The 24,438-nt window shown below is 33.7% G+C and carries 23 protein-coding genes, 3 pseudogenes, 1 riboswitch and 1 other annotated feature; of the genes and pseudogenes, 1 reads left to right on the plus strand and 25 read right to left on the minus strand.

The window, feature by feature from the left end; translation table 11 throughout:
• Positions 1 to 171 precede the first annotated feature (171 nt).
• From A4G25_RS07365 to A4G25_RS07400, 8 genes and pseudogenes are all read right to left on the minus strand, one after another.
• Positions 172 to 987: a DUF4097 family beta strand repeat-containing protein gene (locus tag A4G25_RS07365; RefSeq protein ID WP_047132235.1), complete on the minus strand. Its 816-nt coding sequence runs from the start codon at positions 985 to 987 to the stop codon at positions 172 to 174.
• On the minus strand, positions 984 to 1,544 hold the full coding sequence (locus A4G25_RS07370) for an HAAS signaling domain-containing protein (protein WP_047132236.1): 561 nt from the start codon (positions 1,542 to 1,544) through the stop codon (positions 984 to 986). Before A4G25_RS07370 ends, A4G25_RS07365 begins: the two co-directional genes overlap by 4 nt.
• Positions 1,537 to 1,860, minus strand: coding sequence for a PadR family transcriptional regulator (locus tag A4G25_RS07375; protein WP_012664099.1), 324 nt, complete (start codon positions 1,858 to 1,860; stop codon positions 1,537 to 1,539). The genes A4G25_RS07370 and A4G25_RS07375 overlap by 8 nt, the downstream gene beginning before the upstream one ends.
• A 235-nt stretch (positions 1,861 to 2,095) precedes the next feature.
• A pseudogene (locus tag A4G25_RS07380) lies at positions 2,096 to 3,223 on the minus strand (5-methyltetrahydropteroyltriglutamate--homocysteine S-methyltransferase).
• Between the two features lie 68 nt (positions 3,224 to 3,291).
• Positions 3,292 to 3,535 (minus strand) — a binding site (T-box leader).
• A gap of 105 nt (positions 3,536 to 3,640) precedes the next feature.
• A pseudogene (locus A4G25_RS07385) lies at positions 3,641 to 4,095 on the minus strand (2-thiouracil desulfurase family protein).
• Between the two features lie 25 nt (positions 4,096 to 4,120).
• A complete protein-coding gene (locus A4G25_RS12855; RefSeq protein ID WP_082107868.1) occupies positions 4,121 to 4,423 on the minus strand; it encodes a DUF5067 domain-containing protein in 303 nt (100 codons plus the stop codon).
• A gap of 2 nt (positions 4,424 to 4,425) precedes the next feature.
• Positions 4,426 to 4,665 carry a hypothetical protein gene (locus A4G25_RS07395; RefSeq protein WP_047132239.1) on the minus strand — a complete coding sequence of 80 codons (240 nt, stop codon included), beginning with the start codon at positions 4,663 to 4,665 and terminating at the stop codon, positions 4,426 to 4,428.
• Between the two features lie 131 nt (positions 4,666 to 4,796).
• Positions 4,797 to 4,976, minus strand: coding sequence for a hypothetical protein (locus A4G25_RS07400; RefSeq protein WP_047132240.1), 180 nt, complete (start codon positions 4,974 to 4,976; stop codon positions 4,797 to 4,799).
• A 73-nt stretch (positions 4,977 to 5,049) separates the two neighbouring features.
• A riboswitch (SAM riboswitch) is annotated at positions 5,050 to 5,155 on the minus strand.
• 164 nt (positions 5,156 to 5,319) lie between these two features.
• Here A4G25_RS07400 and A4G25_RS07405 point away from each other — a divergent pair.
• Entirely contained in the window at positions 5,320 to 5,793 is a 474-nt protein-coding gene (locus A4G25_RS07405; RefSeq protein WP_047132241.1) for a thioesterase family protein, read from the plus strand.
• A gap of 53 nt (positions 5,794 to 5,846) precedes the next feature.
• Here the strand turns inward: A4G25_RS07405 and A4G25_RS07410 are convergent, their stop codons facing one another.
• The 17 genes and pseudogenes from A4G25_RS07410 to A4G25_RS07490 form a co-directional block, all read right to left on the minus strand.
• Complete coding sequence (locus A4G25_RS07410; RefSeq protein ID WP_012664094.1) at positions 5,847 to 6,629, minus strand: (S)-acetoin forming diacetyl reductase; 783 nt, start codon at positions 6,627 to 6,629, stop codon at positions 5,847 to 5,849.
• A gap of 138 nt (positions 6,630 to 6,767) precedes the next feature.
• Positions 6,768 to 7,367, minus strand: coding sequence for an adenylyl-sulfate kinase (gene cysC, locus A4G25_RS07415; protein WP_047132242.1), 600 nt, complete (start codon positions 7,365 to 7,367; stop codon positions 6,768 to 6,770).
• 5 nt (positions 7,368 to 7,372) lie between these two features.
• Positions 7,373 to 8,572, minus strand: a complete 1,200-nt coding sequence (gene sat, locus A4G25_RS07420; protein ID WP_047132243.1) for a sulfate adenylyltransferase — start codon at positions 8,570 to 8,572, stop codon at positions 7,373 to 7,375.
• 18 nt (positions 8,573 to 8,590) lie between these two features.
• On the minus strand, positions 8,591 to 9,493 hold the full coding sequence (locus tag A4G25_RS07425; protein ID WP_047132244.1) for a sulfite exporter TauE/SafE family protein: 903 nt from the start codon (positions 9,491 to 9,493) through the stop codon (positions 8,591 to 8,593).
• Between the two features lie 165 nt (positions 9,494 to 9,658).
• Positions 9,659 to 10,432, minus strand: a complete 774-nt coding sequence (cobA, locus tag A4G25_RS07430; protein ID WP_047132245.1) for a uroporphyrinogen-III C-methyltransferase — start codon at positions 10,430 to 10,432, stop codon at positions 9,659 to 9,661.
• A 24-nt stretch (positions 10,433 to 10,456) separates the two neighbouring features.
• Entirely contained in the window at positions 10,457 to 12,166 is a 1,710-nt protein-coding gene (locus A4G25_RS07435) for an NADPH-dependent assimilatory sulfite reductase hemoprotein subunit (protein WP_047132246.1), read from the minus strand.
• A 23-nt stretch (positions 12,167 to 12,189) separates the two neighbouring features.
• Complete coding sequence (locus A4G25_RS07440) at positions 12,190 to 14,034, minus strand: assimilatory sulfite reductase (NADPH) flavoprotein subunit (RefSeq protein WP_047132247.1); 1,845 nt, start codon at positions 14,032 to 14,034, stop codon at positions 12,190 to 12,192.
• Positions 14,035 to 14,196: 162 nt separating this feature from the next.
• The gene (locus A4G25_RS07445; protein ID WP_047132248.1) at positions 14,197 to 14,922 is read right to left on the minus strand and encodes a phosphoadenylyl-sulfate reductase; all 726 of its coding nucleotides are present in this window, start codon (positions 14,920 to 14,922) and stop codon (positions 14,197 to 14,199) included.
• Positions 14,923 to 15,224: 302 nt separating this feature from the next.
• Positions 15,225 to 16,223: a beta-channel forming cytolysin gene (locus A4G25_RS07450; RefSeq protein WP_047132249.1), complete on the minus strand. Its 999-nt coding sequence runs from the start codon at positions 16,221 to 16,223 to the stop codon at positions 15,225 to 15,227.
• 1 nt (position 16,224) lies between these two features.
• Entirely contained in the window at positions 16,225 to 17,217 is a 993-nt protein-coding gene (locus A4G25_RS07455; protein ID WP_052766757.1) for a leukocidin family pore-forming toxin, read from the minus strand.
• Between the two features lie 178 nt (positions 17,218 to 17,395).
• Positions 17,396 to 19,294, minus strand: a complete 1,899-nt coding sequence (locus A4G25_RS07460) for a glycosyltransferase family 2 protein (RefSeq protein WP_047132250.1) — start codon at positions 19,292 to 19,294, stop codon at positions 17,396 to 17,398.
• Between the two features lie 470 nt (positions 19,295 to 19,764).
• Positions 19,765 to 20,486, minus strand: a pseudogene (locus A4G25_RS07465) (peptide ABC transporter permease).
• A gap of 15 nt (positions 20,487 to 20,501) precedes the next feature.
• The gene (locus A4G25_RS07470) at positions 20,502 to 21,137 is read right to left on the minus strand and encodes an ATP-binding cassette domain-containing protein (RefSeq protein ID WP_047132252.1); all 636 of its coding nucleotides are present in this window, start codon (positions 21,135 to 21,137) and stop codon (positions 20,502 to 20,504) included.
• A gap of 15 nt (positions 21,138 to 21,152) precedes the next feature.
• On the minus strand, positions 21,153 to 21,839 hold the full coding sequence (locus tag A4G25_RS07475) for a peptidase (protein WP_232011935.1): 687 nt from the start codon (positions 21,837 to 21,839) through the stop codon (positions 21,153 to 21,155).
• Between the two features lie 61 nt (positions 21,840 to 21,900).
• Positions 21,901 to 22,863: a YydG family radical SAM peptide epimerase gene (locus tag A4G25_RS07480; RefSeq protein ID WP_047132253.1), complete on the minus strand. Its 963-nt coding sequence runs from the start codon at positions 22,861 to 22,863 to the stop codon at positions 21,901 to 21,903.
• A 58-nt stretch (positions 22,864 to 22,921) separates the two neighbouring features.
• Positions 22,922 to 23,041 carry an epipeptide YydF family RiPP gene (locus A4G25_RS07485; RefSeq protein WP_063164644.1) on the minus strand — a complete coding sequence of 40 codons (120 nt, stop codon included), beginning with the start codon at positions 23,039 to 23,041 and terminating at the stop codon, positions 22,922 to 22,924.
• 743 nt (positions 23,042 to 23,784) lie between these two features.
• Entirely contained in the window at positions 23,785 to 24,381 is a 597-nt protein-coding gene (locus A4G25_RS07490) for a complement inhibitor SCIN family protein (protein WP_047132255.1), read from the minus strand.
• Positions 24,382 to 24,438: the final 57 nt, after the last annotated feature.

Raw genomic sequence — 24,438 nt, forward strand, 5'->3', positions numbered from 1 at the left:
AAAAGCTATCTAAGCCGTGTGCTTTATAGGTATATATTTTATACTTAATATAATAATGCTACTTATGGATTTTTGCAAGCTTTATGTTTCTCTACTCAAAAAAGGCCCCAGAACCCGCATTCTGAAGCCTTTTTTTGAAACTGCGATATAACTGTGCATAAGATAGTACGATTAATTTATTACTACTTTACCCGTATCTGTATCTACTTGAACCTTAAAATTACCTTGTCCATATTTTTCATTTTTTAATTGAGGTTGATTCACTCTTATTTCACTGCCATTATCTTCATCAGTTTTATTAATGAGTTTAGTGTTTTTAGGTGCTTTGGCATAATCTAACTCAATATCTCCTGTATCTGTGCTTGTATCGATATCAGCATCTCCATTAATAGATTTGATAATAACATCTCCTGTATCACTTTGGGCAGATACATCTTTAAACTCTGTTTTAAGCAGCTCAATATCACCGGTATCGCTTGTTAAGTCTAATTGCTTACTTTCACTATTTTTAAATTGAATATCTCCTGTATTCGTTACAGCTTCAACTTGTTTGGCTTTTAATCCTTCGATTGTGATATCACTCGTGTCATTATATAATTCTGCTTTTTCTAACATACGGTTTGGCACAGTAATCGTGATATCTGTTGGTTTGATACCCTGAACATTAAAATTAATCTTAGAACCCTTATGTGCTTCTTTTACAAAAAGTGTACCATTTTTAATTTTACTTGTTATTTCTGTATGTTCTTTATCCCCACTTTTCGCTTTAACGCTAAAGTGCTTTCCACGTTTCACTTTGACATCTGCCAATTGACTATTTACTTTCAACTTTTTAATTGAAGTATCTTCTTTTTGATAAACTTTTTCGTAATTCAAAGGATGCGAAGGTGTGTTTGAACCTTTTTTAATTTCAAAATACGTCGCTAATCCGAAGCCGATAAACATGAGCAGTCCGATTGTAAATAATATAATCAATACTTTTTTCATGAGCGTGCACTTCCCTTCACAACATTGATATTCCATCTGAGATACTTCATGAATAAAATGAAGCTCCATTTACAAGCCAAATATGTGATAACAAGCAACATTAAACCGACACCGAACATGGCAAAGACTGTATAAGTTTCTACTGGTATAATCATGCTGAACCCATCTACAAAACCTTTCACTAAGAGTAAAACAGGTGAGACAAGAAGTGTAGCAGTTGCTGTAATAAGTCCAAAGAGGATACCAAGCAGTGTTGTTAAAATTACAAAGACTACAAAGAAGTTAAGAATACTGAGTCCCATAACTGCTATGATGGCATTTGTAACATTATTAGGGTTTTTAGAATCTTCAACTTTATCCATTGCTGAAGTCGCACTCATCTCACGTCCGATAGACTTAGGATTGCCGAGCTCTTTAGAAATTTCTTCTTCTGTCTTACCAGCTTCTTTACCGCTAATAAAATGTGTTTCATATTCATTCAAGATATCGCGTCGTTCTTCAGGAGTGACTCTAGTTAAATAGCGATCTAGTAGTCTTAAATATTCTTGTTTATTCATCAACTTCACTCTCCTCTATAAACAAATTGACAGCATCTGTAAAATCTTTCCATTCTGCTAAAAGTGATTTTAGACGTTCTCGACCTTCTTCTGTGATTTTGTAGTATTTGCGTGCCGGCCCTTCTGTTGAAGGTTTAAAATATGTGGTCAAATAGCCTTCTTTTACTAGGCGGCGCATGAGTGGATAAACTGTGCCCTCTGCAATTGAAATACGAGGTGTGATTTTTTGAACTAAGGAATAACCATATTGATCTTCACCTTTAATAATGAGTAGTACTAGGAATTCCAAAGCCCCCTTTTTAAATTGTATATTCATCGCATTACCTCCATATACATTAATCAGTACTGTGTAATGTTTACTAGTTGTTATCTATAATATAGCACGCGGTACTAAACAATACAAGGTAGTAAATAATAAATAATTGTAGAAGTTGTGACAATTTTCACTTTCAATATTATAAAATTCCGTAAACCCTATTGTTACGCTTTTAGAAGACATAAAAATACCGTTGTTTTGATTGTTATAAAACCAAAACAACGGCGTTTTTCAGCTAACCTTCAACTTTTTCAGTCTTCCATACTTCTTCAGCAATGCTTTTTACTAAACGTATTTTAGCCCATTGCTCTTCTTCTGTCAGATTATTTCCTTCTTCTGTAGAAGCAAATCCGCATTGTGTACTTAACGCTAAATTCTCTAACGGGATGTATTGGCTTGCTTCTTTGATACGTGCAATCACTTCATCACGATCTTCAAGTTTTCCATCTTTTGAAGTAATGAGTCCTAAAACAACATTTTTCCCTTCAGATACATGGGCTAAAGGTTCAAACCCTCCAGAACGGTCTGTATCATATTCTAAGAGATAATTATCAACATTTTCTCTATCAAACAGTGGTGAAGCTACAGAATCATAAGCCCCTTCAGCAAACCATGTGGAGCGATAATTTCCGCGGCAGACATGCGTTTGTACTGTTAAATCTTCAGGTAATCCTTCAATTGCTTTATTATTTGCTTTAACAAATATTTCTTTCAAACGTTCTTTCTCTTTCGCATCACCATTTTTACCATTAATTTCTGTTTGATCTCCTACTAATCTGCCCCAAGTTGTATCATCGAATTGTATAGTACGTAATCCCTCATTATATAAATCTTGGATGACAGTTTGATATGCTTTCGCAATTGCATCAATCAATTCATCTTCTGTCGGATAAAAGCTTTTAGTGGCTTCGATGTTTTCTTTACGTGTTAGTTCAGAGAACAAACGGGCAGGTGCTGGTACAGTTTGACGTGCTTCAATGCCTTATGGTGTATGTGCTTTTAAAAACTTATAATGCTCGACGAACGGATGATTTTCCCCGCTTATGTAGTTGTTTAATCTTGCTGTTTCAAAACGAGATTGTACATTTTCAAATTCAAAACCTCCCGCATCTTTAATTGCTTCTACACCGTTTAATCCCCAAAAGAAATCTAAATGCCACCAACTGCGACGAAATTCTCCATCGGTAATAGATTTCAAACCATTTTCTACTTGTTTTGCGATGAGCTTTTTAATCTCTTCATCTTCCACTTTCGAAAGCGCTGCTTGATTAATCGTCCCTTGTTCAAATTGTGCACGTGCTTTTTTCAATGCTTCTGGTCTTAAAAAACTTCCCACAATATCATATCTTAATAATTCAGTCATATTAAACATCTCCCTGTTTTATTTATCTTTTCCAAACAACTCAAAAAACCCCTATAGAGCTTTGGCTCTATAGGGGCGAAGAATCTATTTTCACGCGGTACCACCCGAATTTGTGCATGTTGAAGCACATCTCAAAAAAGCACTCATAATCAAGTACTTCCGGCGGTCATAACGTGCGCCACTACGTGTTAACTTAATCATTCAGCCAACAGATTCAGAGTCCATTTTCTACATTCTCAAATCGCTTTTTCACACCACACAAAAGCTCTCTGAAGATTTTTAAATATATACTTTACTCATCTTTATCTTTTCGAATTATTTGATTAATGCTCATTCTATATTTAAAAGAATATTCTGTCAACTTTAAAATAATAAAAGAGTTTGCTTTTTTCAACAAACTCTTCGTTATTTCTAATTTCAGAATAAAGTTTCCCAATTATTTTCATCTACAATACGGATATGATGTGCTTCAAGTAAAGCAGAAGTAACTCCTAATCCTTCTTTTAACTCACCTGAAAAAGTGCGTCATAAATTGCTTTTGAACTGCAACTCGGGCTTCCTGCTTTAAGAACAACAGCCTTACATTCATATTCTTGGAGTAGTTTTAGTGCTTTTAAAGCTCCTTGTTTAAATCGCTCTGTTACATCTTCTCCAGTGTTCGTAAGGACTTTTGCTTTATTATTCCATACATCACGACCATCACCATTTACAATTTCTGCAGGGGGTCTGGGCGTAGATAATCCACCTAATACTTCTGGACAAATACTGATAGCTTTGTTTTGTTTAATTAACTCTCGTAGTTCATGATTTAATTTATTTGTTCCGTTGTAACGCACATTATCTCCAATTAAACATGCACTGATAGCTATCATATAAGTTGCCCTTTCTTATCTAACATTACTTTTTGATATTTACTTTGATTTCGCCTAAATCAGTATTGGTATATATATTTTTTGCTTTTAATAAAACAACATTAGTGTTATTTTCCAACTCATAGACAATATTTGAACTTACAGTTGAACCTTTTTTAATAATGTCATTTTGTTTATCCCATTCCTTTTGAATTTCCTCATTCATCGACACTCCGATATTCAACATCTTTTGTGAGTTTTCACTGTCTTGGTACGCTTGAAATATATCATACCAACCACTAGAAGAAGTAACTTCTCTATCGCTATTATTAGTAACCTCGTAGTTAATAACTAGTAGTGGTTTTTTTGAAACTCTTCTTTACCTAATGGGATGATTTCTGTTTTTATTACCTTCACTCTTACACCGTTTGCTTCAACAGTATTATTATGGATCTTCCCAATTTTTTTCTTTTCTACTTTTTTAGCATCTAACTGATTTGAATCTTTGTTCTCTTCTTTGTTTTCCTCTTTGTTCCCACAAGCCGCTAATAAAATTATCATTATACTTATCATCATTGCTAGTTTTCTCATAGTTGTCCCCTTCTTTTTGATGAAATAATTTAATCTATTGCCATTAATTATACATTTAAATCTATAAAAAGTAACTAAGAATTATATAAATAAACGCACCTAATATTTAGCGTTAGGTGCGTCAATAAAAATTACTCCTCCAACCATTCTTTTACCACTTCAATAGGAACCATTTCTCTAATTGTAGCTTTGAGGTTATTAATTTGCGCCTTTCTTCCCATACTACTAGCCATATTCATTGGTTTATAATTTTCCCAGTGCTCAAGTTCGTCCATTTTTTCTCTGATTTGCTGTTTGCTGAATTGTTTCATTTTATTTACCACCTTTATCTTTTTTGGATAAATAAAATAGCCCTTCTTACAAGAAGAAGCGCTTCAACACATCTTCTTATCTTTCAAGTCATCAACTTGTTGGATTTAGCACGATACCGCAACGCGGTTGCTGCTGGAGCTTCACAGGGCCAAGTCCCTCCACTCACTCTTAATAAGAACTATTTTATTCATATATAATGATACCGTATTCCTGTACTTTTTCAACTTATTCACTACAAAAATCCAAAAAAGTTGATTATTTTATTAATAAACCATCTAAACTAATAATCATTTAGAATTATGTTAAACTTCAAATATATTCAAATAAAGGGAGATGTTTGATATGAGTTCAATTTATACATACGAAGATAAGGTCCATCCTTCTTGGATTGATCATAATCATCATTTACATGATGCGCAATACTTTTCAATATTCAGCGATGCTGTGGTAGGTTTTTTCGCAAGTTTAGGTTTCTCAATTGATTATCGTCAAAATCATGATACGACTATTTTTAATTTAGAGGCGCATATTACTTTCTTAAAAGAAATGGTTTTAGATGAATCATTTAAAGTAGATGTTTATGTTTACGACTTCGACCATAAACGCGTACATTTTTTCTTAAAAATGTTTAATCAAGATGGGGTACAAACAGCAGCATATGAAGTCATTATGATGTGTATTAACAATAAGGAGCGTCGCAGTGCTGAGTTTCCAGAATTTGTATATGGAAACATCGAAAAATATTACAAAGAACAAGGGGATTTTGAAATACCGAAACAACTAGGTCATCAGATTGGAATTAGACGTAAAAAATAAAAACAAGGCAAGTGAGCTGTAAAGTTCGCTTGCCTTTCATTTTATGTTGTTGATTAATTAAATACCATACCACCATCAATAATTAAAGCTTGTCCAGTCATATAATCACTATCTGGTCCTGCTAAATATGATACACATGCTGCCACATCAGATGGTTCTGATAAGCGTTTCAAAGCAATGTTTTTAGAGAATTGTTCCATACCCCATTCATAAGGTTTTCCTGCTTCATCCGCAGTTTTTTGCGCGATATCTTCCATCATTGGTGTTTTTACGATACCTGGACAATACGCGTTAACTGTAATACCTTTGTCTGCTAAATCGCGCGCTGCAGTTTGTGTAATACCGCGGATTGCGAATTTAGTAGCGCCGTATAAAGCTAAACCTGGATTGCCGACTTGACCTGCTTGTGAAGAAGCACTAATAATTTTACCGCCATGTCCTAAAGACTCAAACGCTTCAACCGCTGCTTGGATACCCCAGAAAATACTGCCTACGTTTACATCAAAAACTTGACGATATTGCTCATACGTAATCGTATCTAATGGTGTTTGTGGTCCTAAACCAGCATTGTTCACAATGACATTAAAATCACCAAACTTATCTTTCACTTCTTTTACAGCCGCAAATACTTGGTCACGATCAGCCACATCTACTTTTACAGCAACTGCTTCATGTCCTGCATCACGTAAACTTTGCGCAACATTTTCAGCAGTTTCAATATTATAATCTGCAACACCGACTTTAAATCCATCTTCTGCTAATCTTCGGCAAATGGCTTCTCCGATACCTTGGCCTCCGCCTGTTACTAATGCTACTTGTCCTTCTACTTTTGTCATCTTGATGCCCACTCCTTGTTGTACGAAATATGAATTTACACTTATATTATAGTTTATTTTCTGAATAATCGCAAAATAAGGCTAAAAAAATAAGCACATACAGCCCCTCATTACTGTATGTACTTCTATTTTAAAAATTTATATTACTTTTTGGTCTTCTAAATATTGGATAATTTGTTCTACCGCTTCTTCTACTGAATTTTCTTCTGTATCCACGATAATTTCTGGATTTTCAGGTGCTTCGTAAGGTGCATCGATACCTGTAAAATTTTTAATTTCTCCTGCGCGCGCTTTTTTATACAATTGCTTAGGGTCTCTTTCTTCACATGCCGCTACACTCGCTTTAGTGTACACTTCTATAAATTCGCCATCTTCTAAAATTTCACGCACATGATCACGGTCTTCACGATATGGTGAGATAAAGGCCGTCAAAGTGATTAATCCTGCATCTGATAAAAGTTTGCTTACTTCTCCAATACGACGGATATTTTCTTTTCGATCTTCGGGGCTGAATCCTAAATTATTATTCAACCCATGGCGGATATTATCACCATCTAAACGATAAGAACGGACGCCTCGCTCAAATAATGCATTTTCTAAAGCGACACTGATGGTAGATTTCCCAGAACCTGATAAACCTGTAAACCAGAGCACTACACTCTTATGGCCATTTTTTTCTTGGCGTTCGCTTTTTGTTACTTCTGAATCGTGCCATGTGATATTTTGTGATTTAACCATTTACTTTAAGCCTCCCCATTTTGTTCTCTATGTCTGCGTAAACCGCGAATCAGCACTTCTGCTACTTCAGGTCTTGAGAATTCTTTCGGCAATGGTTCACCGTTACGTAATTTTTCACGTACTTTTGTTCCGCTTAAATGTACATGATATTTTTTATCATGCGGGCAAGTTTTAGCCGTTGCCATGTTTTCACATTTCGTGCAGTAAAATGCATGTTCAAATTTCAAAATATTAATACCTAATTCATCCTCGTATTGAGAAATAAGTTCTTGCGCTTCGTATGTACCATAGTAATCACCTACACCAGCATGGTCACGACCTACGATGAAATGTGTACATCCATAATTCAACCGTACAATCGCATGCAAGATAGCTTCACGCGGTCCTGCATAACGCATTGCAGCAGGGTATATTGCTAAACGTGCGCGATTTTCCGGGAAATAATTTTTCAAAATCACTTGATAGCTTTCCATACGTACATCTGCTGGGATATCATCTGCTTTTGTTTCACCTACTAAAGGATTCAACAACAATCCATCAACCGTTTCTAAAGCACTCTTTTGAATATATTCATGCGCACGATGAACTGGATTACGTGTTTGGAAACCAACTACTGTTTTCCAACCTAAATCATGAAACATTTGTCTTACTTCAATCGGATCTAATTCAAATTCTTCAAACTCACTGTGGTCAGGACGATTCACTAATTGAATAGGTCCAGCTAAATAAACATTTCCTTTTTCATATACTTTTTTCACACCTGGGTGTGCTTCTTCAGTTGTACCGTAAACATTTTTAGCTTCTTTTTCTTTATCGTATGTGAACTTTTCTTGTAAATCTAAAACGCCATAAAGCTTGTCGTCTTCTCCGTATAGCGCAATTTTAGAACCTAATTCATATTCATCAGCCTGTTCCTCTGTTACAGGTAATGTAATCGGAATACTCCATAATGTACCGTCAGCTAAGTGCAAGTTTTCTACAACATTCGTATAATCTGCTTCTCCCATAAACCCAGTCAATGGACTGAAACCACCAATTGCGATTAACTCTAAGTCAGATAAACTCCATGCATTTAACGTTAATTTTGGGAATGCTTCAGCTTCTTTAATTAACGCTTCTCTCTCCGCACCTTCAAGTTGACGATTAATTAATTCACCGCCGTGAGGTGTACTTGTATAATTAATAATTTGAGTTGCTGTTGCCATACTATCCATCTCCCTTGTTTAGTTTTTTCCTACTTTGTGCGTTTGCTTTTTTTGAAAAAAATTGGGTAATTTTCCTGCTTTGTTTAACGTATAGAACAATAGTACTAACCATGCGACTACCACTGTAATTCTTACAAAAGTTGACATTGATGCGTCAGCTCCAAAAGCACTCATCAATGTATTACTGTTCGTAAAAATAATTAATCCACCGACAAAAATACCGAGCACTTCAACTGGAATCGCTTTAACCATCCATGCTGCAAATGGTGCTGCTGCCACACCGCCGATACTTAGTGCTGCTACTAATCCCCAATTGATTTGATCTAATCCTAAGAAAATCAAGAAACTGACAGATGCTGCGATTGTGACAAAGAATTCACTGACAGAAACACTTCCAATTACGTGTCTCACATTCGCATTGCGTCTTGAAACCAAAACAGAAGTATTTACAGGTCCCCAACCTCCTCCGCCTACAGCAGTTAAGAATCCAGCTACTGAACTGAGCGGAATTAATAATTTATTACTAGGCGGGGGACCGTCGGTATAACTTTTCTTTCCTTTAAATGCAAATTGATACAAAATATATATACCGATTGAAATCAGGAACAAAGCAACGGCTGGTTTGACGATACTTGCATGCAGATGACTGACTAATGCTGCGCCAATGAAAGCGAACATGGATCCCGGCACCGCCAATCTTAGAATGAGTTTTTTGTCCGCATTTGCAAATGACATATGCGAAATACCTGATGCTGCTGTTGTTGCAATTTCAGAAAAATGAATTGTCGCTGAAACAATGGCAGGAGTGAGTCCGAGTGTTAATAAAATTGATGATGAAGTTACACCGAACCCCATGCCGAGGGAACCGTCAATCAATTGTGCAAAGAAACCGACAAAAGCGATAACCAATAATTTTTTCATTGTCTCTGCTCCTTTCTTCAAATAAATGATTTCAAAATTTTCACTTTATTTTATCTAACTTGCAAGCCTTTAATTATATTATTCTTATAGGTTTACAAGGATTTAATGTTAAAGAAGGGCGAAGTTTCTTCAATTTCAACCCTTTCACTGCTAGGAATTAATATACTACTGCAATGCTGCTTCTGTTAATTGCTGGTGCTGTGCGTATTCTTGGAACCAGTTGATTTTACGATTCATACGCACCACTTCACCTACTATAATCATAGAAGGATTTTTAAAATGCTTTGCATCTTCAACAATTGTTTCTAATGTGCCGACTGCAGTTTCTTGAACTTCTGAAGTGCCTTGATACACAAGTGCTACAGGTGTTTCTGCTGCTCTGCCGTTTTCTATTAATAAACGACTGATTTCAGGCAATCGACTAACACCCATATAAATACACAACGTTTCAGGTCCCCTTGCTAAATGCTTCCAATAATCTTGTTTAAAAGTTTTAGACTTGTTCACGCCTGTTACAAAAGCAACAGATGAACTATAATCTCGATGTGTAACAGGAATACCAGCATACGCAGGTGCTGCAATGCCTGATGTAATACCTGGTACAATTTCAAATGGCAAATCTTGGTCTGCTAGTACTTCTGCTTCTTCTGCACCTCTGCCGAACAAGAAAGGGTCACCGCCTTTTAAGCGTGTGACAATATGCCCTTTGCTTGCTAGGCTAACCAGTAAGTTATTAATTTCTGCTTGCGGAATAGAAGGACCATTCGGATCTTTGCCGCAATAAATTAATCGTGTATTTGGTTTAGCATATTCTAATAATGCTTTATTAACGAGGCGATCATATAGAATCACATCTGCTTTCTCAATGGCTTTCATACCCTTGACGGTGATTAAATCCGGATCGCCCGGGCCTGCTCCAACTATATATACTTTTCCCATCTGATCACCTCATTGATTTAAATATTAACCGCGGAAATCACGTCCGTCTGTCACTTTTTCAACAATACCTTTACGTACAACGAAGTCACCGAAATGCTCGTCCTTTTCACGTTCTTTACTGTATTGTTCTAAGATAGGTTTTAGACTTTCTAAGATTTCTTTTTCGCCGATATTTTCTTTATACAACTTATTCAAACGGTCGCCCTTGAAGCTGCCGCCAAGATAGAAATTGTATTTACCTGGTGCTTTACCGATAAATGAAATTTCAGCTAAAGCTGGACGCGCACATCCATTAGGACAACCTGTCATTCGAATTGTAATTTCTTCTTCACTCAAACCGAATTCATCTAATAAATCTTCAATTTTATTGACTAATGAAGGTAAATAACGTTCAGATTCAGCCATTGCCAAACCACAAGTTGGGAAAGCTACACATGCCATAGAATTACGGCGCAATCCACTATAGTTTTTACCATCTGTCAGTCCATAATTTTCAATAATTTTCTGAATTTCAGGTTTATCTTTTTCATCTACGTTTGCAATAATCAAGTTTTGGTTTGGCGTCATTCTAAAGTCGCCTTTATGCACCTTAGCCAATTCTTTAATTGCAGTTTTTAATTTGAAATCTTCAGTATCTTTGATACGTCCATTTTGAATGAATAATGTGTAATGATGTTTGCCTGAACCTTCTGTCCAGCCTAAACGATCTCCATTATCTTCAAATTCGAATGGTTTGGCTTCTTCTAAATCCCATCCTAATCGGTCATTCAATTCTTGTTTAATCCAATCAAGACCTTTACGGTCAACTGTATATTTAAAACGTGCTTGCATACGATCTGAACGGTCACCATAATCACGTTGGATTGTTAAGATTTTTTCGCAAACTTCTTCTGCTTTATCTTTCGGAATGAAACCAATGACTTTACCCACTTGCGGATAAGTTCTCAAATCATCGTGTTTCATGCCCATTCCGCCACCGACAGAGACGTTGTATCCGATCAGCTCGTCATTCTCTACAATACCAATCAAACCAATATCTTGAGAGTATACATCGATATCATTTGAAGGCGGAACTGCAATACCGATTTTAAATTTACGTGGTAAATACGTTTTGCCATACATCGGTTCATGGTCTTCTTTTTTCGTATCTACAATTTTTTCGCCATCTAGCCAAATTTCATGATAAGCCGTTGTTTTCGGAAGCAAGTGTTGACTGATACTGTCAGCAGTTTGATTAACTTCTGCATAAATATCTGATTGATATGGATTAGGATTACACATTACGTTACGCGTCACGTCGCCGCATGCTGCTATAGAATCAAGTACTGCATCATGAATACTTTGCATTGATTTTTTCAAATTACGCTTCAAAATACCGTGATACTGCATTGTTTGACGGGTTGTTAAACGGATTTGTTTACCCGCATAGTTATCAGCAAGTGCATCTAATTTCAACCATTGATCTGTAGAGACTTTACCGCCAGGAATACGTACACGAATCATAAATGCATAAAGCGGTTCTAATTTTTGTTTGCGACGTTCTTGACGCAAGTCGCGATCATCTTGCATATAACTTCCGTGGAATTTCAGTAATTTGGTATCGTCTTCTGCAATAGCACCTGTGATAGGGTCATTCAACCCTTCCACAATCGTTCCGCGGAGATAATTACTCTCCCCTTTATTACGTTCTAAATCATCTAAACCTTTATATAATTCGTTGTCATTTTTCGCCATCGTGGACTATCCCCCCTTAGAAATTAATAAACGTCACGTTGATAGCGTTTTTCTTTTTTCAATTCTGCTAAATAGTTTTCTGATTCTTCTTCAGTTAAGCCGCCTTCTTTTTCAAGGACATGCACAATCGCTTGATGTACGTCTTTTGCCATGTTTTTTTCATCACCGCAGACATAAACAGCTGCACCGTTTCTTAGCCAGTCATAGAATTCTTCGCTTTTCTCATCAATTAAATGTTGCACATAGCGTTTTTCTTCTTGGTCTCTTGAAAAGGCAACATCTGCTTTTTCTAAAACGCCGCTATCTAACCAATCTTTGATTTCTGTTTGATAAAGGAAATCTGTTGTGAAATGTTGGTTACCGAAGAACAACCATGTTTTACCTGTTAAATCTAATTCTTCACGTTCTTGCAATACTGCGCGGAATGGTGCAATGCCAGTACCTGGTCCAATCATAATCACTGGTGTTGTTTCATCAAATGGAAATTTGAAGTTTGGATTTTTCTTCAAATACACTTTTAATTTGTCCCCTGGTTCAACACGTTCTGCTAATTGAACACTGCATACACCAGAGCGGTCACGGTCATGTGCTTCATAACGTACTGCACATACTGTGATATGCACTTCGTCCGGATTAGCTTGATTACTACTGGAAATAGAATAACTGCGCGCTGGAATTTTTCTTAAGATTTGATGCAATTGGTCAGGTTGTAATGATTCCGTAGGGAAATCATCCAATAAATCGAGCAAGTCTCTGCCGTATACATAATCTTTAACCCATGCATTGTCTGAAAGACGGTCCATCAATTCTTCGTTATCAAAAATTTGTGCCGCACTTTCAAGTAATGGTTTCGTTAATTTAGTAATTTCAAAATAAGAAGTTAATGCATCAGATAACGTCATTTTTGTACCTTGTGTATCTACTTCAATTTCTTGTTCTGAATCCCAATCAAGCATATCGATTAATTCATTTACAAGTTCTGGATCATTTTCAGGCAAGATATTAATAGAATCTCCAGGTGCATACTCATCGCCGTATCCTTCTAGTGAAAGTTCAAGATGACGTACTTCTTTGTTAGAATCGCGACCTGTGATTTTTTCGTTTTCCAATACTTCTGCTTCATAAGGATTAGTACGAGAATAAACTGGCGCAGCTACATCATTTTGAATCGGTTCATTCTGTGCATCTTGAACCACTTGCTTTACTTCTTGGTCACCTAATTCATTGATAATATTGTCGATCCATTCATTCGCCAATTCTTCAAAGTCAATATCGCAATCGACACGAGGCAAGATGCGATCTGCATCTAATTCTTCTAAACGCGCGTCGAAATCTTTACCAGTTTGACAGAAGAATTCGTATGATTGATCACCTAAAGCTAATACTGAGAAACGTGCACCTTCAAGGTTAGGTGCTTTACGCCCATACAAGAAATCATAGAATTCAACTGCATTATCAGGTGGATCTCCTTCACCGTGAGTAGAGGTTACAATGAGTAAATCTTCTACTTTTTTCAAATCTTTCGTTTTATATTGATCCATTTCAGACAATGTTACATCAAAATCTTTTTCTTTTAGTTTGCTTTCTAATAGTTCTGCTACCCATTGGGCATTACCTGATTCAGAACCGAATAATACTGTGATTTTTCTCGGTTCAATCACTTGCGGTTGTGCAGCTTGTGCGCCTGCTGTTTCAGGTACTTGTACAGCACCAGCTGTTGGAACTGTGCCTGCTTCGCTGCCTTGCATATTTGCAGTTAAATAACCGCTTAACCAAAGTTTTTGGTCATTAGATAAGGTTGATAAAGCTTGATTAATAAGTTGTGCCTGTTCATCGTTGAACGGACTGTTTGTTGATGATAAACTCAAGTGTCTTCCCTCCATATATTAATTTTTATTCTTAGTTTTTTAGTAGGAATTATGCTTAAAAAAATATATTTTACGGAACCTAAACGTAAGTCACTAATAGGTTTGTTTAATTCCAATAGGTTTACTAAGAATTAACAACAAAAAATTTTGCCGCGGCTTAACTTAAGACTTACGGCCTACATGCAGTCCGCATTCTGTCTTCATGTTGTTCGACCATCTGCCCTCTCTTGAATCTCCTCCAGCTGCTACAGGTGAAGTACAAGGAGCACATCCGATACTCGGATAGTTTTGATCATGAAGCGTATTATACGGTAGTTCATTTGATTTAATGTAGTCCCAAACATTATCCCAAGTCCAATGAATCAAAGGGCAAACTTTAACGGATTGGAAACGTTCATCTTTGTTTAAGAAGTCTGTGTTGGCTCTTGTCGGCGACTGTTCTCTTCTGAGTCCGGAAACCCAAGCTATCTGCCCTGTTAATACTTCCTCTAATGGTTTCACTTTACGAATATAACAACATTGGTTCGGGTCTCTTCTCCAAAGGTTGTCACCATAATGCTCTGCTTGTTCGTCTACAGTTAAGTCTGGTTTTTTCAATTCAATGTTCAATTCTGGATACTTTGCTTTAACACGATCGATTAAGTCATAAGTCTCTTCAAAATGCAAACCTGTATCGAGAAATACAATTCTTGCATCAGGTTTCACTTGTGAAATTAAATCAATCAAGACGATGCCTTCAGCTCCGAAACTGCAAGCATATACAATTTCATCTCCGTAAGTATCATAAGCCCACTTCAAGACATGATACGCACCCTTTGTTTCATCAAAAATATTCAATGAATCAAAAGGATTTGAGGCGAAGTTTGTATAAGTGATTTTAGAATCCAAATAAATACTCTCCCCTCATATTATATAAATTCTGTTAGCAACAATTCAAATAGTAGTGATGTACGAATTGTCTGAAAATAATTATGTTATGAATCATACCGCGTTCTTTTGTACATGTCAATGAATTATCGGAACATTTACAAAATTTATAATCCTTAACTCCCTCAAGTACGTCAAGGAATCATGCATAGCCTGAGCTAACTAGATAAAATAATCAATAAATTTAATACTCTTCTAAAATTAGATATAAAAATATCGATAGTTCTTAAGCATGATATCTCTTAAGAACTATCGATATACGTTTATACTGCACCTATCACTTTAACATTATGGTTATCCCAATCAATTTCGTATGCAACTGTGATAGATTCTTTTGCGACATTTTTATTATTAAAACCTTTCCAATAGAAAGTTTTCCAAGTGATTAAGTAGTCATCCATAACTCTTTCATATTTTACTTTTATGATAGATTTACCTTTGTCATCATAGTCATGAGAAAATACTGTGAGAAACTCCGGATTAAATGAACTTGCAATCAAAGCAGGAAGTTGATTCTGGTCCACAAAGTTTTTACCTGCATTTTTACTGCTTTTTCTGCCGTTTAAAAACAACTCATTTCCATATAAACCGAGTTTATCATTTTCTTTTTCCCTGTTATAAGGACCGTATCCTCTAACATTAATGTTATACGCTTCTACTACACCCCACGTAATATCTTTGCCTGTAGTCGGTGTTTCTAAAAACGTTCGATAAGCATCTTGTTTATATTTTATCGTTTCACTGAAATTATATTTAGCATTGATATTCGCATCGCCGCCTTTTTTGATATTGAGTCCACCGCCGATGTTAAAACCGACTGTATCAGAAACTTCACGTGTTTCGTCATGATTACGTGGTGCGTAATCGATAATTGCCGTTGAATCTGTTTCAGGTAAATTGACAGATACTTTATATTCTCCTGGCCAACGCTTTGTACTTGTATACACTGCATAAGGGTCTAAAATACGAGCATTACTTGCAATATTACCTGCCGTCTTCAACACCACTGTTTCTTTATCGTAACTCTCATCTTTAATAAAATTGAATTGCAGGCTTTGTGTGATATGTTTGTTTAAATCGCTCGCTGTCGCTGTTCTTTTATATATCATTGAATCTGAAGCAACTTTTTCTGTCCCATTATTTTTTACTTCAGTAATGAAATTAGAATTCGCCTTTGCTTGATCTGTAAGTGAAGCTGCTGTACCTGTCGTTAATGCTAATAACGTACTTAACGTGATAATTTTTAAAATACCGCTTCTCATCTTATTCACCTGCCTTCTCTAAAGGTGATTTGCCAATCTGTTCTGATTCTTGTTTCAACATTTTCACCTTTTTATTTTTCCAATCAATTTCATAAGTTGCTGTAAAGGCATTTCCAGATATATTCATATAGTAACGACCCATTTGTGGAACTATAGCAAAGTTGGAACTGTAAAACGCCGCATCAATTTCATCATTCAGACGTTGGTATCTCACTGTAATTTGAGTCTTAGTATTTTGCTTATCATTTGATAGATATGTTAAGAAATCTGGTGTAAATCCGCTTCTCACTAATGACGGTAAAGTAGATTTACCAGCTAAGAATGTACGAGGGTCATGTTCGATACGATCGCCTGCATCATTACGGAATAAATTTAAATCACCACGCACATTTGTATGTCCGTTATAAAACAAACTACTTGCGATTACATTCCAACCCACACTTTGATTACTTGTATCACTGCTTAAAAGCGTTCGATAGTTATTTTGTTTATAGTTGATTGTTTTACTATAGTTGACACCTCCAGTAATACTGCCAGATTCGTTAGATGAAATAGAACCGCCGATGTTATAACCAAATGTTTCTGATACATCGACACTTTCAATATTATTTTTAGGTAAATAATCCAATATTTCTGTTTTCGGATTATCTTTCACATGGATACGTACACCAAATTCACCAGGAAATCTCATTTGACTAAAAAATAAGGGGTTCTCTCTGAATTTTCCATACTCTAATTGAGATGCGATATTACCCTTAGTGCTTAAGACTAAGGCATCTTTGTCATATTTCGGATCATCGATAAAATCAAAATTCAAAATTTGCGTAAATCCACCATTAATGTCCGAACCAACCTGTGTGCGTTTCGTGACTTGCCCATCTTTACCGATTTCATCTTGTTTGATATCTCGTGCAATAACTTCGCTTGGCATGATTGTTCCTAAGATTAATACAGATGCAGGAATTAATGTGACTAACATTTCTTTCCATTTCATGATGTCTCACTCCTCATAGGTCTATTGATGACTTCTTCCGCTTCTATTATATTCCTTTAAATTATTCAAAACATATAATTAAAAATTAATATTTGTTAAATAGATTTAATATTTAAGCACATAAAAAAAGAGCCCCTAAAAGGGACCCTGATAATGTTCACATGTTATACATATTATTTTATTGAATCGGTTCTACAAAATTACGGTTAGCGGTCATATAAATGCCTTTATCTGTCTTCAAACGTGGAGTGCCATTAGAAGAAAATACAATCTTAGTGATATTCTCAATATCGTCTTTTGCAAACTTCGCGCCCGCTTCATCTTTAAAATTACGGTCGTTATAAGCTTTACATACTTTTAATACCTGTACTTTACGAGGAGGTTCAATTAAATAATCTTTACCCTTTGCTTCATCTAACACGGATACGAACTTTTTATTTGCAGTAACAACTGAGCCATCTTTTAAAGTCAAACGTGGTGTTCCTTTTTCTGTATACTGAATATCTTCGACCGTAAACAACTCGCCGACTTCAATTTCGCGTGGAGCTTCTTTTTGAAACTCTACATCTTCATATACTTTAAATTGCTTAGCTGCGAATACCTTTCCTGGGTTTTCATCATAATACTTAGTCGTATCAACAAATTTAGGTTGATTTGTTTCGTTCTTAAACCGTTTATCCTCAAACTCAGCTTTAAATTGCTGACGTTTTAACGCATGATGCTTAATCGCACTCGGTAAATTCATATTAACTGTACATGGACGATAATAATCATAAGTAATTTGAATATTAAAATTGAAATCTGCCTCTTCCAATTCTTTTGTCGGAACGCGCAATCTTCCTCCTCTGACTTGATATCCAACATCTTTTGTTACTGATTCATCTCCTAATTTCACCAACTGCACACGACTGATTTGTGCCGCCATTTTTTTATAAAGTTGAATCACCTCGTAAAATTGGCCATCCGCTTCTTCTGTACCGCTGTAAACAGCAAAAAATTCTTCTGTCAGCGGTGCGATTTCTTGTAATGTTTCAGGCAATACAAAGTGGACTAATCCATTTGAAACATAACGTGGCGCACGTTCGCCTTTAACGAGAATTTCAATAAGTTTCACCGCTTTTTCTTTATCAGACTGACTAAGTAGTTGATAGACTTTTTCATATTTATCCTCAGTAAGGTAATCTTTAATATTGAGATGATGTCTATCTAATATCGTTTCCATTTCAGCAAAAGCATCATAAAATAATTGTTTATCTTCGCTTTTTAAAAAACGCTTATTCATAAACAATCGTGATAAATAATCCATCTCTATAATACGACTGATAGCATTATGGCGTGCTGTCTCAGGGATGTCTAATTCAAACAGCTTTTTCAATACTTCTAGATTACAGGACGTTTTTTCAAAGATATCTGTTTCGCTGATTAATGATTGATTCACCCCATAGCGATTGACATGATATGCAACAGCATCATTCATACCAGCTGATTGTGCTTTTGCTATTACTTCTGTAAAGAATAATTTATCTTCGCCGTATTTCATATGTTCAAATTGAATATCATTCTCTTTAATGACAGATGCTCTAATGATTTTTCCAGGCGGTCCTACTGCTCTGAATATTTTATCAATCTCATAAGGTACAAGGTAATACGCTGTTTCATAAGAAGAAAAACGTGCAATTTTACTAATCGAATGATCTTTATGGCGTAAACTTTGACCAAATAAAATATCATTTTGTGTGTCTAATGCTTGTTGCAGCAGCTTAGGAAAACCTTCTGCATCCAACCAATCATCAGCATCTAAAAAAGTAATATATTTACTATCTGATACTTCCACTCCAACATTTCGAGGTGTTGAAGGGCTGCCTGTATTTTCTTCTAATTCCACTACTTTTACATAGTCATATTCATTTTCGTATACTTTTAATTTTTCTAAAGATTGATCTGTAGAGACATCATCTATAAAAATCACTTCAATTTCAGATTTATCGATATCTAGGTTATCAATTGATTTCATAGTATCATCTAAAAATAATTCTTTATTGTAAACTGGAACAATGATTGCTAAGTCTTTAGTCACAAAAGTTCCTCCTCATCTACATTTCTTCTAAAACATATTATTTATATTTTACCCGCTCCATTTAAATTCATGTTTGCAGATGATAGTGCATCCAATTTTACACTCAGTTTTATAGATTTTTTGCTGAGTTTTGTCAAAACATATAAAGTAAAAAGCAGCCTCCTATATGCAACAATGTACATGAGAAAGACTGCTTATCTTTATACTATTAACGATGGTTTACGAATGCTTTGTATTGTTCAACATTTTTAATGCCTGGTTGCGCTTGGTTCAATACAGCTTGTGCTTGCTATAATTTATTCTTAATAATTCATTGATGCTTAATTAAGTATTTAATTGCTTAAAAATAGACGCCTGATTAGCTAAAGACTTCTTAAAACACGTAATTATTTATATGTGAAATATTAAGCTTATTTGAGCGACTGAAGAAAAAACAGTGATTAATTGATAGCCGCTATACGATATAAAACTCACATACCCAACTTCAACCATCTCTTTTTAGACAATGCTAATATGATGAAATTAACTATAAATATAAGCATAAAAAATATTATTATAATAGTAATATCATTCAAATTAATTAATCCCTCTTTGTTCTTCAATATTTTTTCTACAGATAGATACATAGAGTTGCTAGCTTCAAATGGAGCTAGTATGCCAAATATTTTTTTATTAACAGCTACTAAGATGATGGAAACAATCCAATAAATAATACTAAATCCAATACTTATTAATACGTTAGGAGAAAGTATGCTTATTGTCCCTACTATTAATATGTATTGGAGGACAACTAATGAAAATAATATTATAAGTAATATAAAATGAGAAAAATTAGAGAAAATCAAAGAAACAACCGTAATACCTAAAAATATGAAAATCAAGCATTCTAAAAAGAGTATTGCTACTTTTTTATAAAAAAAGAAAAGATATTTTCGCCTATCAACTTATAAAAAAGAGTGTTTTTATTCGAGTATTCTTTATTTATAAAATATGAGATAATAAAAGAGAATAATAAAAATCCGAATTCTGTTAAGACCGTATAGGCACTAAAGAAATATTGTCCATAGCTTAAACTTTTAACTTTATCTATACCTACTGGCAAAAAATAGCCTAATAAGAAAAGAAAAATAAATAAAGGCCCTAGTGTTAATACTATTTTGTTTGCTATACTTTTTCTAAATTCTAACTTCAAGATCCACACCTCTTTTTATAGATTAATATAATCGTTTATTACTTCTTCTTTAGATAAATATTCTTCAATTCTGTAATCTTTGAAAATAAAGTACTTTCCTGGTATGCTACTAAGGTCTGACAAGTTATGAGTTATATTAACAATAGTTTTAGACGGATTATTTTTAATAAAATCATTTATAAACAAATAGATTTCATTAACTGTTTTTTTATCTAACGCGTTAGTTATTTCATCAAGTATAATTAACGAATTATCTTCTAATAGAAAGCTTAACAATTTCAACTTTTGTTTTTGACCATCACTCATATTTTTTATTAACACTTTAGATGGTATCTCTTCAATTTTAAGAATCTTATTAATTTCAGAAAAAGTTGGAGAGGAATTTGGAAATTTTGCTTTTAATAGTACTAATAAAAATTCTTTTGTAATATCATTAGGAATATTGGAAAAACTGGAAATTAAAGTTGTATTGTCAGATATAGACTTAGGAATGTTACGACTATTATTCAGCATAAAATCTTTCGCTAATTGTGATTTTCCTACACCATTTTTTCCAACTATATGATTTATTTGTCCGGGATAAAAATTCAAATCACAATTTTCAACTAATTTTTTTCCTTTGACTTTTAACGAATAGTTATTTATTTTCATTTTTACAACTCCTTATTATAGAAACAAATATTCACTCCAATAAATGACCCAATGTATTAAAGTATTTAAAGCAATAGAAACTCCAATTATTTGAAAAATTAAAACTAACCAATGGTTTTTAGTGAAATTACTAAATTCATCTAAAGACAATAAAGCTAGCATAATTTTATAGCCATCTGAATTCAACATCGGTACTAAATTCCATATCATTGTTGATGAAAAAAGCATATAAGACAATGTTAAAGATATATTATTGATAATCAGTATATTAAGTAATTGAATAAAATTGATTAAAGCAAAATTAACAAATAATCCGAATGAATGAACTATAATCTTGTCTATTTGAGATAGCATGTAGGTTTCGTTCATTTGTACATAAAACGCAGGGAAAACATAAAAATTCAACTTAAAACCTACTTTGTCAATTTTACGACCAAAAAACTTTAATGAATATATATGCCCTAATTCGTGAAAAATGATATTCATTAAAAAATATAAAATAACGAACAATAAAATACTATTATTTATTTTAGGTTCAATATTCTCTTGTAAATTTAAAACATAAATATTATTTATAAAAACCATAACAACAAGAAAAAATATATACGTATAAAATGAACATTTATTAACTTTTTCTGGATAGTCTGTAAGCATATTTATTATATTAGGCTCTATCGCTCCAACACTATTACGATAATACACTTTATTTTTTTTATCTTTTATAAAAACATGTTTTTGAATTAATATTTCATAATTTTAATCTTCATATTTTAATGGTCTCATAGTAATATTTTTCCATATATGGTTTAAAAAAGTTGATTTTATATTGGTCATTAAACAAACTGCCACATACACTGCATACAGATGGAAAATCTAAAGGTATCCCAAAATCATTTAATAATTTCTGTTCTTTTAAAATATCTAAAAACCAATTAAACCCTTCCCTCCTAATTATATATAACAATATATTAGAATTTAACTTTTCGATAGTTCTTTCTAGAGTTTGGTATTTTTCTTCTCTAAGAGATATTTGGGTTTCAAAAATCGCAGGAGAGCAACAAGGATATATTTCTCCATCATGATGATAAACGATTTCATAGCCCGGACAATATAGTACATCTCTATCTTTTTCTATATTATAAAAATTATGAATATTATTTTTTGATATTTTATCTTTAGCAGCTCCAACGGTAATTATTGGAAATTTAGTGATTTTCACGCCTATTACAGAGCTTCCAAGTTCACTTAAAATAGTATTTGACATTTTATCTTTTGTTACTGCCATATTTAATGAAACGTCTATTTCTGGATACTTCATTCTAAATTTGAATATATTTTTGATACTTTCAAGTTTGACGAATGGCGCATGATATTCATCATAGCTAATAGTTAAAGCAATTACGTTATATTTTTTAAAGTCAGAAAAATATTTCTTTAATAATTTTCTACTACTTCCCCAAAAACCATTAGATATCAAAGTTACTTTTTTATTATATGATTTTGTAATAATTAGTAGCTCCTCTAAAAACTTATAGTTTAAAAATATTTCTCCACCCGTAAATGAAATAACTTCTATATTCGGATTTTTAGAAAATTCTAATACTGTTTCTTTTATATATGAATCATCCATTTTAATGGAAGCTTGTGGTGAACAAGAAAAACAACAGTGTGCACACGCAGCATTACATTTAGAAACTAAATTTATTGATACACTTTTATTATACATAGTTATTATCCCCTTAAAATTAAATAAACGGAGAGCAGGCTCTCCGTTTATTTAATTGCTAATGCCCGCTACCAACTATCCATCGATGAGATTTTGATTTAACGAAGTACCATAAATCATTAACTTTTGCTAATTTTTCAGAATCATTAACTAAATTTTTGAATTCCAGGTTTTTCATTGCATCTTTTTTATCTTTTTTTTGGATCTGTACATCTTTGTTCTTCTTAATATCCCCCTTTCCTTTCAAATCAATATTATTGTACCATAAAATATTTTATTTTATTGATTCTATTATGAACAAATTGTGAACTATTATTTTTTATGAAATAAGCATAATAATCATTAAAGGTTTTATAATTTTGTATTTACAATTACACGCTAAACATTTGTATAACAATTAGTTATATAAGGTTTTATTATATTGAAATAATTAAACAGTGTTCTTAGGAGAGTGATCATATATTTATTCTCATACTTCCAAAAATGTGGTTCAATTTCCTCGAGTATGCAGGCACTAAAAACCCTGTGTGCATTAACCTTTTTAAGTCATTTAAACATATTCATTGCGTTATCGTAATCTAATTTATATTTATGGACATTCTTATATTTTGTTTCGATTATTTTTAGCATACCGTAAAATTATGAGCCCTATTCTTCAATTTTTTGAATATTGATCAACCTTTCGATACATTTTCTCTCTATAGCTTTTGATGACTACTCACGATTTCCAAAATCATCAACCTCTACTAACATCGCTACATATTTTATTCATATATTCCTATAGAATTGGCTTTTCATCTATTTGTATAGATTTTATGTAGTGCTTTTACCATTAATTTTAAAATCATGTTCCATATACTAAAAAAACAGCCTCCCTATGTATATCAATGTACATGAGAAAGACTGCTTATCTTTATACTATTAACGATGGTTTACGAATGCTTTGTATTGCTCTACGTTTTTAATGCCTTGTTGTACTGAGCTAATCGCATTAACTAATTCATAGCCTGGTTGCGCTTGGTTCAATACAGTTTTTGCTTGTTCTACTGTTTTTTTCAATTGTGCTTCATCTTGGTTCATTGAATGATGGCTTTCAGTTAACAAACTGTTTGCTTTAATAATTAAATTTTGTAGTTCTGTTTTTTTACTTTGAACATCTGAACTACCTTTTTCAGTTTGCAAGTGGATTTGGAATACTTCGTTATAGACAGCTGATAATCTATTAATCGCTGTTACAACTTGTGAATCATTTGAAGCATTTTGTTGTTTTTTAGCAAAGTGCAACTCTTGATTCAATTTATTTTGATAAAATCTTGCCCCTGATTCTTTCGCCATTGCTTTATAATATGAACTTGCGTTAAGTAAGTTTTTTAAGTTTTCTTTAGCTGTTACATCGTAGTCACGGAATTCATATGCGCCATAAGAAGCAGCTTCAGCTTGATTTGAAAATACGTTTGCTCCTGCTGATCCAAGTAAAGCTACTGCTAATCCTGAGAGTAAAAATTGTTTAAAATTCATAGTTGTTGTCTCCTTTAATTTACATACACAAATTATAAGACAGAAATAGCTTTTATT

This window comes from Staphylococcus condimenti (assembly GCF_001618885.1).
Classification (GTDB): Bacteria; Bacillota; Bacilli; order Staphylococcales; family Staphylococcaceae; genus Staphylococcus; species Staphylococcus condimenti.

Coding starts and splice junctions, on each gene's coding strand:
- A4G25_RS07395 (WP_047132239.1), bottom strand. CDS start 4,665: ATGAGAAAACTAGCAATGATGATAAGTATAATGATAATTTTATTAGCG.
- A4G25_RS07490 (WP_047132255.1), bottom strand. CDS start 24,381: ATGAATTTTAAACAATTTTTACTCTCAGGATTAGCAGTAGCTTTACTT.
- A4G25_RS07365 (WP_047132235.1), bottom strand. CDS start 987: ATGAAAAAAGTATTGATTATATTATTTACAATCGGACTGCTCATGTTT.
- A4G25_RS07370 (WP_047132236.1), bottom strand. CDS start 1,544: ATGAATAAACAAGAATATTTAAGACTACTAGATCGCTATTTAACTAGA.
- A4G25_RS07470 (WP_047132252.1), bottom strand. CDS start 21,137: ATGAAAATAAATAACTATTCGTTAAAAGTCAAAGGAAAAAAATTAGTT.
- A4G25_RS07410 (WP_012664094.1), bottom strand. CDS start 6,629: ATGACAAAAGTAGAAGGACAAGTAGCATTAGTAACAGGCGGAGGCCAA.
- A4G25_RS07405 (WP_047132241.1), top strand. CDS start 5,320: ATGAGTTCAATTTATACATACGAAGATAAGGTCCATCCTTCTTGGATT.
- A4G25_RS07400 (WP_047132240.1), bottom strand. CDS start 4,976: ATGAAACAATTCAGCAAACAGCAAATCAGAGAAAAAATGGACGAACTT.
- A4G25_RS07375 (WP_012664099.1), bottom strand. CDS start 1,860: ATGAATATACAATTTAAAAAGGGGGCTTTGGAATTCCTAGTACTACTC.
- A4G25_RS07425 (WP_047132244.1), bottom strand. CDS start 9,493: ATGAAAAAATTATTGGTTATCGCTTTTGTCGGTTTCTTTGCACAATTG.
- A4G25_RS07485 (WP_063164644.1), bottom strand. CDS start 23,041: ATGAAAAACCTGGAATTCAAAAATTTAGTTAATGATTCTGAAAAATTA.
- A4G25_RS07435 (WP_047132246.1), bottom strand. CDS start 12,166: ATGGCGAAAAATGACAACGAATTATATAAAGGTTTAGATGATTTAGAA.
- cobA (WP_047132245.1), bottom strand. CDS start 10,432: ATGGGAAAAGTATATATAGTTGGAGCAGGCCCGGGCGATCCGGATTTA.
- A4G25_RS07480 (WP_047132253.1), bottom strand. CDS start 22,863: ATGTATAATAAAAGTGTATCAATAAATTTAGTTTCTAAATGTAATGCT.
- A4G25_RS07450 (WP_047132249.1), bottom strand. CDS start 16,223: ATGAGAAGCGGTATTTTAAAAATTATCACGTTAAGTACGTTATTAGCA.
- cysC (WP_047132242.1), bottom strand. CDS start 7,367: ATGGTTAAATCACAAAATATCACATGGCACGATTCAGAAGTAACAAAA.
- A4G25_RS07455 (WP_052766757.1), bottom strand. CDS start 17,217: ATGAAATGGAAAGAAATGTTAGTCACATTAATTCCTGCATCTGTATTA.
- sat (WP_047132243.1), bottom strand. CDS start 8,572: ATGGCAACAGCAACTCAAATTATTAATTATACAAGTACACCTCACGGC.